Below are 19,235 nucleotides of genomic sequence, written 5' to 3' on the forward strand. Positions count from 1 at the left end.
CTTTTTTTATGTGTATTACATATCTAATTGCTACGACATATTACACACGAATAGAGAAATCCGCTAATCATATGTAGATGGCTAAATTAATCTACAACAATTGTATCATGCAAGCGGAAGCTATAGATATAGCATGCTTTCACTGGCATCCCCGTCAATCGCTGTAAGGCCTCTTTATAAAGGTCCATTTGGATTTTATAGCGCTTGATCAGATCTTCCCCAGATTTAACGCGGTCCGTCTTGTAATCTACGAGAACCCATTCGCCGTCCTCTTCAAAGGCAGTATCGATAATACCTTGAAGGAATAGATTTTCCCCATCTTCAAGCGTATCGTATACCCGTTTGCCTTCAAAGAGCATACTGAACGGCAGCTCTCGTTCAATGCGCTTAGCGTTGATAAGACGTTTCCCAAGATCAGAATTGAAGAATTTATATAAACTTGTATCACTTAATAAATTTCGTTCTTCCTCTGTGAAAGTCCCTTTCGTTACAAGTGCATCAAGTTCTTTTGTTAAAGAATCCTGCGTGTACTCAGCAAGAGGTAACCACTGCATAGCCTCATGCATTAAGGTACCCCATTGAGCCCCTGTTAACACATCCTCTTCGGACTGTAACGCCTGTGGTTTGCGACCGAATACAGAATTCGCTAAATCATCGGATTGACCTAAAATCGCACCTGAAACAGCTCGTTGAGAGCCAGCCTCTACCATATCTACTGCTTCAGTAGGTGTATTAAGAGTATCAATTGTCCCTGCTTCTAGTTCTCGTTCTTGGAATCGTCGTTTTAATTCACTAACAGAGATTTTAGCAGTCCGTCGTGTGGCATCGTTGTACGGATAGGTATAGTTAAAGCGGTCTACTATTTCCTGTGGTAATTCTACAGCATTAACAGCTTTTAACTCACGTACCTTGTTGATAGTGGTTTCGTCAATATCTGCTTTATAATCGAGATCACCATAAAGAGAGCCATCGTGAATTTCAACCTTGATACGACATTTCTTGTCTGGTAAGTCAAAATAGGTAGGCCCTTCGTACTCAATGGCTACACGCAATGGATTGCCGCCGTCTAAATGACGAGCAAAGCCCATAATGAGCCAATCTAAATACGTATTGGCTTGGGTAATAATATCTGTAGGTAGTTGTTGCCCCTCTACAGAGGCAGCATTTTTAATGAGTTCACCTAATGTGCTCAACCCACCCTTAGAATTTTTAAAGCCTTTCACAAAGCCCGTCATAAACAGCTTATCTCGTGCTCGTGTTAACGCTACATAAAGAATACGCTGTTCCTCGGCTTTCAGGGCCGCCTCTTTGACGTCTTTCACATAGAACCACGGCATAGTCGGGAAGGATACCCGAATATCTGTGAAGTATCCCTTTAAGCCAAGGCCTGCGTTCTTATCGATAAGAAGCTCAGAGCGAAGGTCCATCATATTGAATTTCTTTTGCATCCCAGACAGGAATACAACAGGGAACTCAAGGCCCTTACTCTTATGAATGGTCATGACGCGCACTACATTGTCCGCTTCACTGACCACATTGGCAAGTGGCATATCTTGATTGCTATCGCGCAAGCTTTCAACAAAGCGCAAGAATCTAAAGAGTCCACGGAAGCCAGAGGCTTCATACCCTTTAGCGCGGTCATATAAGGCGAGCACATTTGCTCGACGCACAAGACCATTCGGCATAGCCCCTACATAATTTACGTAATCTTGAGATTCGTAAATATCCCACAATAAATCGGTCACACCGTGACGACGCGACAAGGTACGCCAACGCTCCATATGTCCAATAAAGGATAATAAGCGCTCATCTTGAGCCTCTTCTGCATAAGCTGGCATGAGAGACCACAATGAACCCTCACCAGAGAGACGCAAAGCACCTAATTCGTTTGCATCAAGCCCAACTAATCCAGAGTGCAATACCGCTGCCATCGGCAAGTCTTGTTCAGGATTGTCTATGATGGATAGCAACGCTAGTAAAAGCTGAATTTCTTGGGCTTCAAAATACCCATCCCGTTCATTTACCACCGCAGGGATACCTGCTTGGCGCATGACCTCTACGGCACGGGTGCCCCACCCCGCCAAGGATCTGCGCAAAATCGCAAAGTCTCGCCACTCGATTTGACGGAATGTACCATCTGGATTTTGCACCTGCTTCTTAGCAGCGTGAATTTCCTTAATCTTTTGAATAATGAAATCTAGCTCGCGTTCGTTGTTCTCAGGGTCATCCCCTTCGTCTTCATCGCTTTCACTAGCACCGAGGGTATCCTTGCTCACATCTAAAAGCTGCAATTCAACATCGCCTCCAACCCAGTCCTCAGGCGCATTCTCTACGATACGGCCAGGAATGAGGGATTCAGCCTCAGTATAATTGAGCTCCGCCGCCTCTTCTGTCATAATTTGATAGAACAAGAAATTCGTGGCAGCCAAGATATTTTCGTGAGATCGGAAGTTCTTCGCCAAATCGATACGGCGTTCTACCGCATCATTACCACCGTAGGTGTTATATTTCTCCATAAATAGAGAGCTATCCGCCATACGGAAGCTATAAATGGCCTGCTTCACGTCACCTACGTAGAACCGATTGTCGACGCGAGAAATCAAGTTGATAATCGTCTCTTGCACACCGTTCGTATCTTGGTATTCGTCGACCATGATCTCTTTGAAAGTATCTTGCAGCTCCTTCGCCACGTCAGACGGCTGAGGATCATCCTCTGTACCAGGCTCAACGAGAAGGGCTAAACATAGATGCTCCAAGTCACTAAAGTCCATAATGCCTTGCTCTTGCTTCATGTCCCGATAGGCTTGGTGGAACGCAATGGTGAGCTCCACAAGACCTTCAATGATAGGATATTGAGCTTTGAACTGCTCTTGCAAGGTAGCTTCTGGCACTGTGAATACAGAAGCTTGCATGGCTTTTAGGTCATCCTTATTTTGAGCACCTAAGGATTTAAACTCAGCTACTAATATAGGGTCATAGGATTGAGCCTCTTTTGAACCCATGCGGAACTGATCTTTAATAAAGGTGTCTATATGCTTACACGCTTCGCCCATATCATCCCAGGTTTGAGCATTTGAAAGCATGCCTAGTGCAGCCAATTGGTTATCATATATGTTTTGCCATTTATGAGGCCCCACTGGATCTAGCAAGATTTGTTCCATCCGCTCTAAGCGCTCACGAATACGGTCTATAACAGCTATATGTTGATCCCACATATATTGGCCCCATAGCGTATCGCTTGGGTTTATTTCCATTGCCTCTTTATAAGGTGCTAATGCTTTACGTAGCCATCCATCAGGATTAGCAAGGGACATAGCGTAGTTATACAAAGACATAATCTTTGCCGTTAAGCCTGCATCAGATTTATCATCGCTGAAAAAGTCCGCCAATTCATAGATATTATAAAGGCCCTCTTCATAGGATTTAGTCAATAAATCGGCTAATACCTCTTGTTGTAAGAGTGCCATTTCTGCTTCGTTACCAATGCGAGCCGTTGGATTAATATCAAGCTTATAGAAATAGGAACGAATCACCCATTGGCAGAAAGAATGCAACGTAGAGATATGAGCAGATGGTAAGAGATTAAGCTGTCGTTCAAGACGCTGCTGCATAGCCTCATCATCAGTAGACTCCATGGCTTTTGCTAAGGCAAGCCCAATACGAGCACTCATCTCTTGTGCCGCCGCCTTTGTAAAGGTTACAACCATGAGCTCTTGCACAGATAAAGGATTATCCATATCTTTAAGACGCGTAATAATACGCTCTACGAGAACAGCAGTCTTACCCGAGCCAGCCGCCGCCGCTACGAGCAAGGTTTGATTATCTAAGGACGAATCCTTAGGCGCTATGATGGCAGACTCCTGCTCTGGCGTCCATTTAACACCCATGGTTTTCACCTCCTTCGTTAAGAACCTCTTTCATCCGTTCTAGTGCATCATCTTCGGATAATCTAGATAAGTAATTATATCGGTTACGGCTAGAGTCAAAACGGCATACAGTGTTGTAGTCACAATATGTACAAGGTCTGTTTTTATTTAACTGGTACGGCTGAATTGGGAATTGACCGTCCCCGATGTTGCGACCGATGTCAGCCATGACGTGGTTGGTATAACGGCACATTACATCAAACTCGCCGGTGTTCTTAACCTTATGTAAATCTCTGCTAGAAATCGTTTGATCCTTTTTCGTAGCAATCGGTACATATGGACCTCGTTTAGAACCGTAGGATAAGAACTTATTGTCTATATGCGTTAACAACTCAACATCATCAGAGAAGTATCCGCTATTTTGCCACGCATCGCTTTCTTTAGCCAAGGCTACTGCATCTTCATAAGATATAGGCGCGTCAGCAGGGATTTTAGGGTTCTTCACATAGGAATACACCACAGCTGCAGGAGTCATAGATTGTCCTTGCGTATTACCATAAGCGGATTCTAAGGCTAACAGATAGGTCATGAGCTGCAATTTAAGACCATAGTACACATCTTGGGCTGTTACATGAGCGCCACCCGATTTGTAGTCAATAACCATGCCGTAGGTTTGACCATCTCGAGTATATTCATCGATACGGTCAATTTGACCAATGAGGCGTAAATAACGATCTTCCCCAAGAGGCACCCGAATCGGATCCCAGCCGCCTTGACGGCCAAAATCTTGCTCCAAGTATTTTGTATCAAAATCACTGCGCTTGGACCACTCTACAAGGCGGTCTACCGTCACATGTAATGTTCGTTGTACACGCTGCTCGATAGCCTTTTGGTAGGCATCGCTCGTTTCCTCACCAGCCTGATTTTCTTGTAAAATCTCATCGGCCACAGAGCGACATAAATTTTGTTGCTCCTCTTCATTGAGATCACGCCATTGTTTATTATTTTCTAATAGATAATTGCCTAAACGCTCTAAATTAGCATGTAAAAATGTACCAATTTCAGGGGCTCCAAAGGAGCGTACACGACGTGGCTCCAGTTTCAAACCATATTGAGCATAGAACTTGAACGGACATTGTTGGTATCGCTCTAAACGCGTCACAGAACCAGACATGTAGCCTTTAGATAAGAACAATCCATTCACTAAATCCTTTGTAATGACCGGCACATCGTTATTATCTCGAATACCACGAGAAACCTCTGCTAAACGAGGACGGTAAGTATCGCTTTCACGAGCCCAGTTATAAAGCCCCCACCACAGTGGGTTAACTTCATGTCCACTAAAGAGAGCGCCCCAACGTTCAGATAACAAGGACAAACTTTGGAGAGGCCGCCATACATAATCAGCCTCAGTATCAGGCTCAATGGATAACGGAATATCTACAGCCTTACCGACGTAACCGAGGGACTCTAGTCGTTTCACCACGAGGGATGGCTCAAGACCGGTTCCATCCTCGCCAGAGCTTGCATAGGACAAGGTCAAGGAATCAGATGCCCGCGTCATAGCTAAATATAGTAGGAAGTTCTCGTTGAAAGCCTTCGGCAAAGCCCCTTCAGCCAAGGTAATGCCTGCATCGGCCAATTCTTGGCGTTCCTTATCCTTGATAAGTCCTTCATCGCCCATACTTTGTGGGAATACGCCTTGGTTGAGGCCCATGACAAATACCTTAGGCCACCATTGGCTGTAACCACGTTCGATGGTGGTAATCACTACATGGTCCAAGGACGGTGGAATCATGGAATAATTTACATCGCTCAAGCCTTCTTCGAGGAGCAACATCATCTCATCCAATGTCAACACTTCGTCCTTCATGACCATAGAAATTTCGTCGATGAAAGAAATAACAGCATTGTACATCTGTTCATGACTGGCTTTAGACTCTTGATCACCTACAGTTTCTGCGTCCTTCGCCCATTCATAGAGGCGCTGTGGCACTTGCAAGATTTCTAAGAGACCATAGAGTTGTTCGCCCCATTCTGCCCCCGTATGGCCTTCGCTATGAGCGGCAAAGTCAAACCACGGAGATAATATATCCATAATGGTCTGTCTTGCTTGATTAATACGGGCTCTACGAGGTGCATCTAAGTGACTTTCTTCATCTTGCCCCTCATGGAATCCTCGTAGATACGGCCAGCTTTCACGTTCCCATTTATAATGGTCGATACCAAACTCGAGCACATAGTTCTCTAATTCATCTACGGCCTCACGAGTAAGAGGCATCAAGTCCGTTTTCAGCAAAAGGAACATGCTGTCTCGGCTGTAACTATGGCGCACAATATCAAAGAGAGCCGTCAATAATTCGCCTAAGGGATGATTTTTCATAGGACGTTGGCGGTCGATAAAGTGCGGGATTCCGTAGCGAGTAAAGACCTTTTCCAAGGTATCTCCGTATGTTTCGGACTCGCGAAGCATAATACATACATCGCGGTAACGAGCCTCTGGAGAGGACTCCACATAGGCTAAAATACGGCGAGCCACCGCGTCAGCTTCCCGTTCTCTGTTATAGCCACGAATAAGCGGTATCGTAGTATCTGTAGAATTTTGCTTACTAGGGCTAGTAAAGTAGTTCGCCTCTAACTCTTGAACTATTTGAGGACCTCTCTTGCCGTTAAATCCGACCCAATTAATACGAGTACCATAACGAGCCACTAGGGTATCATAAATCTCCAAAGGACGACTAAAGAGATGTTCCCCTCGACGAGCGAGATTTAACGCCTTCGGAGCCATCGGTAAGTCAATGGTTATAACCGCTTCCTTAGCCAAATCAAACAAGGTATAGATCAACTCATAGTGTGTAGGTGTAAACCAATGGAATCCATCGATAAAGACATGGCTATTTTCCATCAGTGGAGACTGTGGCAAGGCCTCAACAATTTCCATGATAGGATCGATGTCACGCTCCCCATGACGGCTGATTTCCTCTTCATAGGCGGCCATACAAATGGCAAGTTCACGCAATTTCTTTTGTAATACTTTATTTTTTACGGACTCCGCCCCACGTTCTAGGTCAGTAGGACCTACGCGGAATGCGCGAAACTCAGAAAAGAGCTGTTGCAATACAGAGGAAAACTCAGGCCGTTTAGTAGCCTGTTCTAAGAGGCCTAATTCCTTTTGTTTTCGTTTCATAACAAGGCGCAACAACATAGACCGGCCAAAGCTAGATAAGCTTGATTGACCGGCCCCCTTAGAGCCTATGGATTGATATACTTGGTACCCCAAACGACCAAAGCCCACAACACGAACTGTGGTAAAGCCTTTTTCAGGCATAAACTCAGCAAGCTCCCGTTCTACCCGATAGGTCGCTGGTTCAGGAACGAGTAAGATTATCGGTTCCCCTGGACAATCGGTCATGACTTGACGTATCCGTTCATATACGGCACGTGTCTTACCAGATCCTGCTCGTCCATAATAGACGCTAATACTCATGAGACCTCCCTAGTGAAACTTTCACCATCTCAATTTATAGAAATCACAAACTTCATCTTATTTTTAAATTTCTTTTCCTCAGGTATAGATTTAAACTAATTTTTTCGATATAATATATTACTATACTACGTATTATTATATAGTAATATGATATTCTGTGCCTAATTATGGGGTAATTAAAGGCAAATTGTACAATATTTGACTCATTAGATTAAATTTGTTTATAATTAAGAAAATATTTTATATTTTATTTACAATTGACGGAATTTCATATATAATACAGATTAGTATTTGTGTTATTTGTAAAAAATCATGTATTTAGGAGTGAATTATTATGAACAAAAAACATTTAGCAGCTGCTTTCGCAGTATTCGCAGCTACAACTATGTCTTTCTCTGCTTTCGCAGCATCCGTTGATGCTAACGCACGCGCTTACGAACGTGCTGCAGCTGAACAATATACTTACGCTGCACCTCAAGCAGCTACACCAGCGTACCAATCTGGTTATGTAACAAGCGCACCACGCCCTGGTTACAAACCATTACCAGCAGTACCTTACACAGCAGGTGACATGGCTCAACAAATGCCTGTATCCAAAGAATTGGGCGACCCAATCTTTGTAGCACCTCAAACTACAGCTGTAGGTCTTCAAATCATGGATCCTATCGCTACTAACAACCAACCTGTATATCAAGAAACTGTAACTTCCGTAACAGCTAATGGCAACGGCAGTGCATATGTTTCCCGTTACAAAACTAACCAATTGAACGCATTCGACTTATTGTTGAACGGCAAATCCTATACATACGACTTGCCAGCATACACTAACGGCTACCAAGTAAAAACTGCTAGCTCCTACAACCGTGCTGGTGACGGCGTTGCAAACGTATTCTCTACAAACGTAATCACTGAAGCAGTTGTAAACAACAACTCCTTGCGTATCACTGTTAACATGACTCAACCAACAGCTGTAGCAGCTGCTAAATTGCGTTCCATGCAACAAACTGGTCAAGTAGCAGGTGGCGAAGTAGCTGCATTGTTCGCTTACAATGAAAGCTATGATGGTGTAAAACAAGCTGCTCATTACGATGTATTCAACAACGGCAACCGTTACATCGTTGTTAAATCCGGTGCTGTAACTGTTCCAAACGGTGCACAACACCCTTACGCAACTGCATTGTTCGCAGTAACTGACGACACTGTAGCTGCTGTAACAGTATCTGGCAACACTGCTGATGCTTACGATTTAGTTAAAGGTACTGCATACGCAATTGCACAATCTGCTCGCGTATCTAACGCACGTACTCGCTAATTTAAACTACAATTCGTTACGAATTAAATATAATAGTGAAAGCTACGAGCCTTCACACATAAAGACTATATAAATCACTAAATCCCCGAATGAGATATCTCATTCGGGGATTTTTTTTAGCTAGTTATAAAGCTCAGGATCTAAGGTCTAACCTTCATACCTAAGCAAATTAAGATGATGTATCTTACCAACTAGGTCCTTAACTTAATAAATTTATGAATTATTAGATTTATGATTCTTTAATTATAGTCTTGTAAATATCTCTAATGCCTTATAGGCCATCAAACGATAGCCACGCGCATTGGGATGTACTTCACCAGCAAAGACAATTTGGCCTATTTGATCTGCTTCATATAAAGTTGTATAGAAGTCTATAACCTTTAAGTCATGCTCTGTTGCATAGGCTTTTAATCGGTCGTTTACATCTCGCACAACAAGGTCTAACCCATCCATATCGCTATCGATTTGTGTTTCCAAACCAATTATTACCTTCCCCTTTGTGCTCGCTAATTCAATAGCTTTCACCAAGGTCTTGAACACATACGCACTATCTCGACCTTGTAAAATATCGTTGGTACCACACATTAAGAAGATGTGACGTGTTGGATCAGCTACCGCTGTAGCCCCCCATTCTTCAATATTATAAATCATGCCTTGCACAGAGCATCCATCTTCACCATAATTTGTAAAATGTACATTCTCTATAGATGCATCACAGATTTCAACCCACCCTTGGCCATAAGGCACATCATAACCACGGGTAATACTATCGCCAAAACAGATAATTTCCATATCAAGACCTCCTGTACTATGCAATAATCATATAACAAAAAGATGATTATACACAATATACATATTATGGAGTTTTATATGCATTTCTAATGGAATTACATGTATGACTATGGTATACTAATTCCACATAAGAGAGGTCTAACATGAGAAAACTTTATCCCTTTTTAATACTAGCATTGGCAACATTGCAATCTGCTAGTGCCATTTCACAATATGAATTAGAGAACAAGCCTACTCAATACCAAGTAGCTTATAATAGTCCTTCAGAGACTGTGTATATCGACTTAAGTACAATCAGTCTAGCACAGGCAGGTCCTACGTATAGCACGCTTCATGCTCGTACAATTAGTCTGTATAAAAATCAGAATATCATAGCCGATTATTCAACTAATTATACATATCATCGAGGTAATACATCTAAAGATATTTATCTTATGGATTGGCATGTGGCACCGGCGAAATTCTACCAAGTAAATGGTGCTCCTATAGGGGCTGCTAACAGTCAGCGTTCTGTTCTATCTACAGGTGCTCATGTCGCTACAAAGGGCTCTGCGGTGGCTGAAATAGGTCAATTTATTTTACATAATGCATTGGAAATGGAACGTATTACATATACTTCTACGAACCCCTATGTACCGCCTCGTCCATATAAGCCAATCAGTGCACCGGCTCCTACAGCAAGCAAGCCATTATTTGGTGTTCAACCACCACCAGGGGTATACAAACCGCTAAACCAATTAGAATCACCTTATACTTCTAATCAACCACGGTTAACACCATCTAAACTAGGTGTATATGGCCCTGTTCCACCACCTCCTCCACAAGGTCCAAGACCGAGTGACTGGATTCTTGATATCCAAAATCAAGATATGCCAGATCCTAATACACCTATGAGTGAATGGCGACCACAACCAGACTATCATGCACCACAAAAACCATAGTCATAAAATATAGTTACTCGTAACTTACAAAAAGAGACTGAACTGTCCCCTATTTAGGAGATCTAGTTCAGTCTCTTTTTTTCATATTTTATTTGTTTCGATACAATCAGATGAACGTATTATATTAATGCTTTCACATTATTTAAGACGTACAAAGAACAATGCGATAGCACCGATAACAGGAGCGATGGCAAGAGTCATCAATGCAGATTGATAGCTACCTGTAGCAGTTAACATGCTCCCTAAAATCATAGGTGCCAACATAACACCGATTTGGTTAAATAAGTTTACAAATCCTGCTGTGGTACCACGTAAATGAGGTGCTGCGGATTGAATTACGAGCGCATTTGTCAATGCACTATGCATGAAAGCACCGATACCAAGGATTGGACCTGTTATGAAGAGCATATCTGGATTTGTAGTGCTTGCAAAGAGGATCAATGCTGGTGCGAATAAGAACATAACAAGCGCTACTAAGTGGTTTTTCTTAATCGGTAAGATATCGGACAAAATACCGATGGTCGGCTTTGCAATAAGGGCTGCTAAACCAAAGGCGGACATTACATGACCTGCATAGATAGCATTAACACCGAGCTGTTTAACCATGTACAAATTTGACCATTGTGCCACAGCCCACGTAGCACCTGTAGCAAAGAAGCCTGCGAAGGCAAGACAACAAATATTGCGATTTTTCAAAACATGTAGCAAATTTTCCTTTAAGGAAGTCTTTTCGCCTATATGAGCAGATGCAGCACTCGCCTCTGCTTCTCGTTGTGCCAAGATTTCAGCACTTGGTTTACGAACCGTGAAATAGCTAAGAATGAAAACAAGGATTGGCAATACGGCTGTTAAAAGGAATGCATTTTGCCAACCATAATTAGTGGCTACATATGGTGCGTATAGATTTACAGTGGTCAAACCAAGAGATGTACAGGACATAAAGATACCCACTGCAGCACCACGTTGATTAGGACCAAAATAATCCCCAATAGCACTTAAGCAAGATGCTTGTACCGGACCAGATACGATACCTAATAAGAAGCGCAACACCCAACCATAGGTGTAATTATCGATGGTACTCATCAATGCCGTAATGAGCGCCATAGAAAGCAAGCTCACTAAAATAGTATAACGGTAGCCAATGCGATCCGCTAAGATACCACCTGGTAAAACCATGATGGCATAACCCATATAAAAGGCGGATAAATAAGCCGTACCCATTTGAGGAGTGAAACTCAACGCTTCATTAACAATAGGCATCAAGGATGCCCAAGATAGGCGCATAACAAAACTAATCAAAAATGTTAGCCATACGCTGACAAGAATTAAAATCTGAGTTCGTGAGAAACTAAGTCGATTCATACGAGCTCCTTTCTACAGAATAAAAACATATAAAGTAATCATACTATAAATACAGGGTATTTTACAAACTTCAAAGATTAACAAAATACAATAAAAAGCCCTCTAGGCATAACCTAAAGGGCTTTCTAAATTGTGGCGGAGAGGGTGGGATTCGAACCCACGGCCCCTTGCGGAGTCACTGGTTTTCAAGACCAGCTCCTTAAACCACTCGGACACCTCTCCATAACAGTATTATTATATCAGATTGGCCCAATAATAAGCAACAACGTAATATCGTACAAGAAAAAAGCTGGCTCAAAGCCAGCTTTTTCATGTGTATTTGTTGTTAAAGTAATGTTTCAACTACTTACTATTGAATTAAGTATTCACTAATTATCATAAATTAGAATAAATCTTTTTTCCACATACCGATAATGGCAATAATAGAGAATACTAATGCAACACCTATAACCTCATAGAATCCCTCTGGATCATCTTGGAATGGCAATGGCACGTTTGTCCCCCACAAGCTAAATACGATTGTTGGCACCGCCATAGCAATAGTAAGGGTCGCCAACATTTTCATAACCAAGTTAAGGTTGTTAGAAATAATGGATGTGAAGGCGTTCATCATGTTCATCAAGATATTGGAGTACATTTCAACCATCTCGATGGCCTGTTTATTCTCGATGATAACGTCCTCTAGTAAGTCCTCATCCTCTTCGTACATCTTGAGAAGATGTTTATAGGAACTATGACCACGCAAGCGCAATAGACGTTCCATAACGGTACCATTCGTGCGCAATGCAGATGTAAAGTATGTCATGGATTTCTGTAATTCCAACAATTGGAAGAAGTCTTTATTCTTTGTAGTATGACGCAATTGGACTTCAATATCGTCAGTACGGCGGTTGATTTGTTGCAAGTAGCGCAAGAACATAGTTGCTGTGCGATACAAGATTTGGAACAAGAAACGTGTCTTTTTGTATGTATAGAACGTAGAAATCTGATTAGAAATGAACGGATACAATACTTCAGATTCTTCGAGGCAGACCGTAATAAAGAAGTCTGGCGTCAAGAAGATACCCAGCGGCACTGTATCATACATATCGTTACCGCGGATAACCGGAATATTGATAACGATAAAGATGTAGTTATCCTCTAACTCCACGTGAGAACGTTCTTCCATATCGAGAGCGGTCTTTAAAACGTCCGTTGGGATTTCCGTCAAAATATTGATAAGGGATAACTCATCGGGGTCTGGGTTCACCAAATTTACCCAAGAACCTTTTGTGGCATCTGATACAGTGCTATCGGAAACTAACTCTTCTTCTATATGTTTATACACCGTAATCATGCTATCCCTCCTTCCAACGAACTTATAGTAATCATCTAATAAATTATATACTATTTTATAGCTATTATTCAATTCAATTGTGAAAGTTTTGTGTATCTAGAACATACATATGCAGTTTTATGTCTATTTATGATGTACAGATATATAGTAAAAGTATCGTAAATGTTTAATCCACGCAATAAAATAACCTCTAAGTTAGTCAGTTACTAACCTAGAGGTTATTTATATCAGTCCTAATCATTCAGATCAGGAGAATGTAATTTATTTCGTTCCTCTACAGAGCTATAAACTCTGCTTTCACCTAATTGCGGCGCAAGATACGAACAGAGTTCAAGATACAAAGGATGGATACGCCAGTATCACCAAATACTGCCCACCACATGGATGCATAGCCCATGAGGCCAAGCGCCATGATAAGGATTTTAACAGCAATAGCGAACACTACGTTTTGCCATGCTACGCGCAATGTCGCTTTAGACAAGTCAAGGATATGTGCAATAGCAGTCAAGGACGGACGCATGAATACAACGTCTGCCGCTTCGATAGCCGCATCAGCACCGCTACCCATCGCACCACCAACATCAGCACCAGCAAGTACCGGAGCATCGTTGATGCCATCCCCTACGAACATAGTTGGACCATATTCAGAGCGAATATCTTGTACTACGGACAATTTATCTTGTGGCAACAACTGAGCACGTACAGCACTTACGCCAGTTTCTTTAGCGATGTAATTTGCACTTGCTTCAGCATCACCTGTAAGCATAACAGTTTTAATATCTTGACCATTAAGATTAGCAATCGCTTCAGCAGAGTCTGGGCGAGCTTCATCGGCGATGATGATACGACCTAAGTATGTATTACCTTCTGCCACAAGAACTTCTGTGCCATATTCAGCAGCCTCTGTTGGATAGCCTTGAACATTATAGCGTTCCATAAGACGACGGTTACCAATAAGTACTTGTTGACCATCAGTCATACCCACCATACCTTCACCAGCTAACTCTTGAACGAAATCAGAAGGTTCCACTGTAAGGCCTTGATCTTTTGCTTCAGACACGATGCTTGTTGCGATTGGATGTGTAGAAACGGCTTCGATAGCTGCCGCCATGGATAACAATTGACTGGAACTTACATGAGAGCCTACAGTTTCTACGCTGTGAACTTTGAACTCACCAGATGTGATAGTACCAGTTTTATCAAGAGCTACTGCTTTCACATTAGCCAACGCCTCGATAACGCGACCACCTTTTAATAAGATACCGTGTTTAGACGCATTGCCGATACCGGAGAAGAATGCAAGTGGCACGCTAAGCACCAATGCACATGGGCAAGAAATAACGAGGAATGTTAAGGCTGTGTAGATCCATTTATGCCATTCACCAGTAATAAGGGACGGGATGATAGCAACAGCCAATGCAAGAGCTACAACGATTGGTGTGTATACGCGAGCAAAACGCGTAATGAAACGGTCGATTTTAGGTTTAGAAGATGCTGCATTTTCCACGGCATCAAGAATTTTAGTAACCATGGATTCTTCAAGAACCTTATCTACACGCATTGTAATGCGACCAGATTCGTTGATACAACCAGACATAAGTTGAGTGCCAGGTACGGCGCGAACAGGTACAGGTTCACCTGTTACAGGTGCTGTATTAACGCGTGTTTCACCTTCAAGCACTGTGCCGTCTAGAGGAATTAAATCGCCAGGACGAACTTCGATAGTCCAGCCTACTTCAACCTTTTCAGGAGCCATAACTACGATTTCACCACCGCAGTCTGTATCTACAACCCGCACCTCTTGAGGACGCATATCGACAGCGTTCATGATTTCTGTACGACTACGATCAGTTGCTTTTTCTTCGAAGAACTCACCGATACGGTAGAACAAGATAACGCCTACGGCTTCAGGCAATGCATCGATAGCAATAGCGCCCAATGTAGCGATAGACATCAAGAAGTTCTCATCGAACACTTGGCCTTTTAAGATATTTCGACCTGCGATACGCAATACAGGGAACGCAAGAAGAATATACGCAACATAGTAAATTGGAGTCTCAATACTCTCTGGCAAGCTGATGGATGGGACAAAGGATGACAAAACTTCATAAATCATGAATAACAAGCCTGCTACGATGACTGCAATTGTTACAGCATCACTACCACGATCCTGGTCAGGACCATGATCATCCATAGCCGCTTTAGATTTACGTTCATAATCTGCTACGGTTACGCCCTCTTCGATGGCATCACAAATGTCTTGAATGTCACGTTTAAGAGCTTCGCGGTCTTCCCAAGAGCCGGTTAATTTTAATTGATGTGTAGCAATTGTGAAATTTGCAGTCTCTACAACATCCATTTTACGGATGCGATCTTCAATTTTTGCTGCGCAGTTCGGACAGTTCAAATCCTTCAACAATAATGTTTCTTCCATAATATCTCCTTTTTGATAATAGTGAAAGTTTCTATCCTGTATTATAAGTTAATTTATTGTCTATTTCTAATACTTATTAGGCATATCTTGTTTCATATCTTGTTATATATGTTCCTAAACATTTTTCATCAGATATTTCTATTTATATGAATATCTGTTCATATTTTTATATTACATTAAAGGAGATTAAATGTCAATACAAAATCATATTTAACATATATTAAATTTTATTTACTTTAGTTCTAACTATATCCACCTTATATCAAATTTCGTTCTACCAGGAATTTATGTGCTACATCAGCTGGTAACTGATGCTCTGTTTCAACGGCGTAATTCATCTTTGCCATCTCTTGATCTGTAATTGTATGATTCAAACTTTCTAATACAGTCCGCAATTCAGGATGTGCGATTAATATTTCACTACGCACCACATTGCCAGCCATGTAGGATGGATATAGATGCTTATCATCTTGTAACACCGTAATCGGCGCCACACTGAGCTGACCATCTGTAGTAAATATAGGCATTACATCTACATCACCACGACTAATAGCCGCATACTTAAGACCGATATCCATATCTTTAGTCGCTTTAAATCTCATGTTATATACGCGTTGTAACCCTGCATAGCCATCTTCACGACCAAAGAAATCATATTCACCGCCTAATGTTAAAGATGGTGCTATGCGAGCAAGATCAGAATAGCTTTTTAGCCCATAGGTCTGCGCCAGTTCATTACGCACCCCGATGCCATAGGTATTATTAAATCCGTACATACCGACCCATTCGAAATTGTATTCCTCTTTGTATGCTTGTGAAAGCTCATTAAATAGACTTTCATCATAAGCATCAGTGCGTTTCAATACAGCAGACCATGCGGTCCCCGTATATTCAGGATATATATCAAACTGACCTGTACGCATAGCCGGCTGAATATTGGACGTACCACCACCTACTCCTTCTGTAACCTCTACAGTGAGATTGGTCTTATGCTCGATTAATTCTTTTAACACATTACCTAAAATGAGCTGCTCTGTCATAGGCTTTGTCGCAATATGGATAACATCAGCTTTCACATGACGACAATAGAGAGACCAACCACCAACAGCCATTGCAATTAAGGTCATGGTAGAAAGGAATATAATCGTATACCGTTTCATGTTAGGACTAATGCGCGTCACCCTTTCACCAAGAGAGAAGAGCGCATCCACGACAATCGCTAAGAGTGCAATCAACAAGCTGCCTGCAATAGTCAGTGCACTTTGATTCGTAGTGATTCCTCGATAAATCGCTACGCCTAGACCACCTGCGCCAATAAAGGACGCTATCCCTGTCAAGGCAATGGTCATAACGAGCATAGTCCGTATACCTGCCATAATCGTGGGCATCGCCAAAGGAATCTCTATATTCCACAACCGTTGAAGCCTCGTAAGGCCTAATGCTATGCCCGCTTCGCGCATATCCGATTTAATCTGATTGAGACCGGTAAAAGTATTGCGCACCATCGGCAGTAGTGCATAGATGACTAGTGCGATAACAGCCGTCGTATTGCCAACCCCCGACACATATAATAGGAGACCTAGCATCGATATGGAAGGGATGGTATACAGAAAATTAACGGCCAACATAACTGGCCCTGATAACCGCTTGTACTCATGTATAAGAACACCCAATAGTCCCCCTATAATAATAGCGATAATCGACGCCGATAAGGAAATCTCTATATGTTCCCATAACAACTGGAGAAAAAAATCTGAGCGATTAATTAATAATGATATTACTTCATGCATTACATACACCGCCTTTCTCTTGTACGTAATAAAAGCGATTGTATATGCGTCTTACGGCAAATCGCACCCTATAAAACACTCCATTAGAATACGATTAAATCATAGTCCATAATACCATTATATACTTAATTCCCTCCTAACTCTAGTTACAAAACATACCTAAAAGTAATTACTTAGTCAGGCATATCAAATAACTCTAAACATAAGCCATATTTCAACATAAGTACTTAGGTATCTATATCAGATAACCTAGCTAAGATATATATATAAACATAATTGCTTAGATATCCATATCATACAGGTTAATAGCCTTAATATCTCTAAATGAAATCTCAACCCCCTGTACAACTAGTATTTGTAAGCGCTTATTAATCACATCTACAGGACCGATGATTTCTGTATATTTGTGCTTGTCATAATAAACCACACGCACCCAATCTCCACAGCGTAAAAGCTGCAAGGCTTTATTTACTTCTTCGATTTGATCCTCCGATAGCTCTACTCGACTCTCCTTCGGCCGTGCTACAGCTGATAATAAAGCTTCAAAGCCCTTTAATGCCGCAAAGGGCATAAATTGTTTTGCCCGTTGTAAACGAGACATACGATGCTTCATTAATTTATTCTCCATTATGACCACCTACCAAGGTATTTCTAAAGCGCATTGTCCCTTCATCTTGCAAGCTAGAGGCACGTAAAATAGAGTTTTTACCGAACTGCTCCTTGATAGATAACATCGCCTCATGTACTTGCCGCTCCTTTTCCTCTTCCTCCGTCGCAAGAGAGCTAAATAAATCTACCTCTTGAGGTATAGCAGAGCGATTGACTAAATCCTCAAAGCTTACGCCTATACGCCGTATAAGTTCATTTTTATGGCAATGTTGTTCATATAATTTAATTACTGCCGTCGTTAATGCTTGCAATGAATCAGTGTACTGTTTAAGCTTTTTAGAACCCCCTGTGGAGCGCACCATATCATCTGCATAGCCGATATGAACGTGAATATGGTTCGTAACCCCTTTGATTTGTAAAAGCTCTAACACCAAGGACTCCACCATTTCTCGCATAGGCACGTATGCCTCTTCGTAAGTGTAGTTACGCAACAAAATCTGACTATGCGAGATAGAATGCTTGATAGGACGATACGCATGGATATCTGCAATCGTACACGGCTCACGACCCCAAGCATGGTCGATAATGAGCTCTGCATTAACGCCAAACTCCTTATACAACTTAGCCTCCGGCACCATGGTGATACCATGCAAATCATAAGCACCATATTTATGTAAGCGGTTAGCTATGCCTTTACCGATCTGCCAAATGTCAGTTAATGGCTGATGATACCAAATTTTCTCTTTAAAGAGGCTTTCATCAAGATATCCTATAAAATCAGGCGCATGTTTTGCCAGGATATCGAGAGCAATCTTGGCAAGGAACAAGTTTGTGCCAATCCCAACGGTGGCATAAATCTTGGTCGCCTCTAACACCGCATCAAGTAGCATCTGCGCTAGCTCTCGAGGCGTTTTCTTGTAGAGCGGTAAGTAAGGCGTAATATCAATAAAATACTCGTCGATAGAGTACACATGCACATCCTCAGGCGCCACATACTTGAGCAAAACCCCATAAATCTCAGCAGACACCTGCATATACCGCTTCATATGCGGCTTCACCGTCAAATACTCAATGTGCGGAGGAATCTCAAAAAGACGACTGCGATTCTTAACGCCTAACTTTTTTAAGGCCGGTGAAATAGCCAATGTAATAGCCCCTTTGCCACGAGACCCATCAGCCACCACCAAAGGCGTCGTAAACGGATCCAGCCCCAAATCGGCGCACTCCACAGACGCGTAAAAACTCTTCAAATCAATGCACATATACATTCGATCCGTATCAGCTGAACCCATACAAACACCTCCTT

11 protein-coding genes and 1 tRNA gene are annotated in these 19,235 nt (G+C 42.0%); 2 read left to right on the top strand and 10 right to left on the bottom strand.

Translation table 11 applies throughout. The features are described 5' to 3' along the window. Positions 1 to 86: 86 nt before the first annotated feature. Positions 87 to 3,887 carry a helicase-exonuclease AddAB subunit AddA gene (gene addA, locus EL171_RS09025; protein ID WP_005385153.1) on the bottom strand — a complete coding sequence of 1,267 codons (3,801 nt, stop codon included), beginning with the start codon at positions 3,885 to 3,887 and terminating at the stop codon, positions 87 to 89. Continuing rightward, positions 3,877 to 7,353: a PD-(D/E)XK nuclease family protein gene (locus EL171_RS09030; RefSeq protein ID WP_005385151.1), complete on the bottom strand. Its 3,477-nt coding sequence runs from the start codon at positions 7,351 to 7,353 to the stop codon at positions 3,877 to 3,879. Before EL171_RS09030 ends, addA begins: the two co-directional genes overlap by 11 nt. A gap of 334 nt (positions 7,354 to 7,687) precedes the next feature. On the opposite strand from EL171_RS09030, the gene EL171_RS09035 reads away from it, so the two are divergent. Then, complete coding sequence (locus tag EL171_RS09035) at positions 7,688 to 8,665, top strand: hypothetical protein (protein ID WP_005385149.1); 978 nt, start codon at positions 7,688 to 7,690, stop codon at positions 8,663 to 8,665. Between the two features lie 243 nt (positions 8,666 to 8,908). Here the strand turns inward: EL171_RS09035 and EL171_RS09040 are convergent, their stop codons facing one another. Next, positions 8,909 to 9,457, bottom strand: coding sequence for an SGNH/GDSL hydrolase family protein (locus EL171_RS09040; RefSeq protein ID WP_005385148.1), 549 nt, complete (start codon positions 9,455 to 9,457; stop codon positions 8,909 to 8,911). Between the two features lie 143 nt (positions 9,458 to 9,600). On the opposite strand from EL171_RS09040, the gene EL171_RS09045 reads away from it, so the two are divergent. Next, positions 9,601 to 10,398, top strand: a complete 798-nt coding sequence (locus tag EL171_RS09045; protein ID WP_005385146.1) for a hypothetical protein — start codon at positions 9,601 to 9,603, stop codon at positions 10,396 to 10,398. 138 nt (positions 10,399 to 10,536) lie between these two features. On the opposite strand, the gene EL171_RS09050 is transcribed toward EL171_RS09045, so the two are convergent. The 7 genes from EL171_RS09050 to EL171_RS09080 all read right to left on the bottom strand — a co-directional run bounded on the left by EL171_RS09050 (position 10,537) and on the right by EL171_RS09080 (position 19,221). Further along, positions 10,537 to 11,760 carry an MFS transporter gene (locus EL171_RS09050; protein ID WP_039968878.1) on the bottom strand — a complete coding sequence of 408 codons (1,224 nt, stop codon included), beginning with the start codon at positions 11,758 to 11,760 and terminating at the stop codon, positions 10,537 to 10,539. 133 nt (positions 11,761 to 11,893) lie between these two features. After that, a tRNA-Ser gene (locus EL171_RS09055) sits at positions 11,894 to 11,982 on the bottom strand. 160 nt (positions 11,983 to 12,142) lie between these two features. Continuing rightward, positions 12,143 to 13,096, bottom strand: a complete 954-nt coding sequence (locus EL171_RS09060) for a magnesium transporter CorA family protein (RefSeq protein WP_005385143.1) — start codon at positions 13,094 to 13,096, stop codon at positions 12,143 to 12,145. A gap of 301 nt (positions 13,097 to 13,397) precedes the next feature. After that, positions 13,398 to 15,530, bottom strand: coding sequence for a heavy metal translocating P-type ATPase (locus tag EL171_RS09065; protein WP_005385140.1), 2,133 nt, complete (start codon positions 15,528 to 15,530; stop codon positions 13,398 to 13,400). Between the two features lie 257 nt (positions 15,531 to 15,787). After that, a complete protein-coding gene (locus EL171_RS09070) occupies positions 15,788 to 17,320 on the bottom strand; it encodes an ABC transporter permease/substrate-binding protein (RefSeq protein WP_005385138.1) in 1,533 nt (510 codons plus the stop codon). 280 nt (positions 17,321 to 17,600) lie between these two features. Then, positions 17,601 to 17,933: a YolD-like family protein gene (locus EL171_RS09075; protein WP_039969300.1), complete on the bottom strand. Its 333-nt coding sequence runs from the start codon at positions 17,931 to 17,933 to the stop codon at positions 17,601 to 17,603. Positions 17,934 to 17,937: 4 nt separating this feature from the next. Beyond that, positions 17,938 to 19,221 (bottom strand): Y-family DNA polymerase, encoded by a 1,284-nt coding sequence (locus EL171_RS09080; protein WP_005385135.1) that lies wholly within the window; start codon positions 19,219 to 19,221, stop codon positions 17,938 to 17,940. Positions 19,222 to 19,235 lie beyond the last annotated feature (14 nt).

Origin of the sequence: Veillonella dispar (assembly GCF_900637515.1) — a bacterium.
Classification (GTDB): domain Bacteria; phylum Bacillota; class Negativicutes; order Veillonellales; family Veillonellaceae; genus Veillonella; species Veillonella dispar.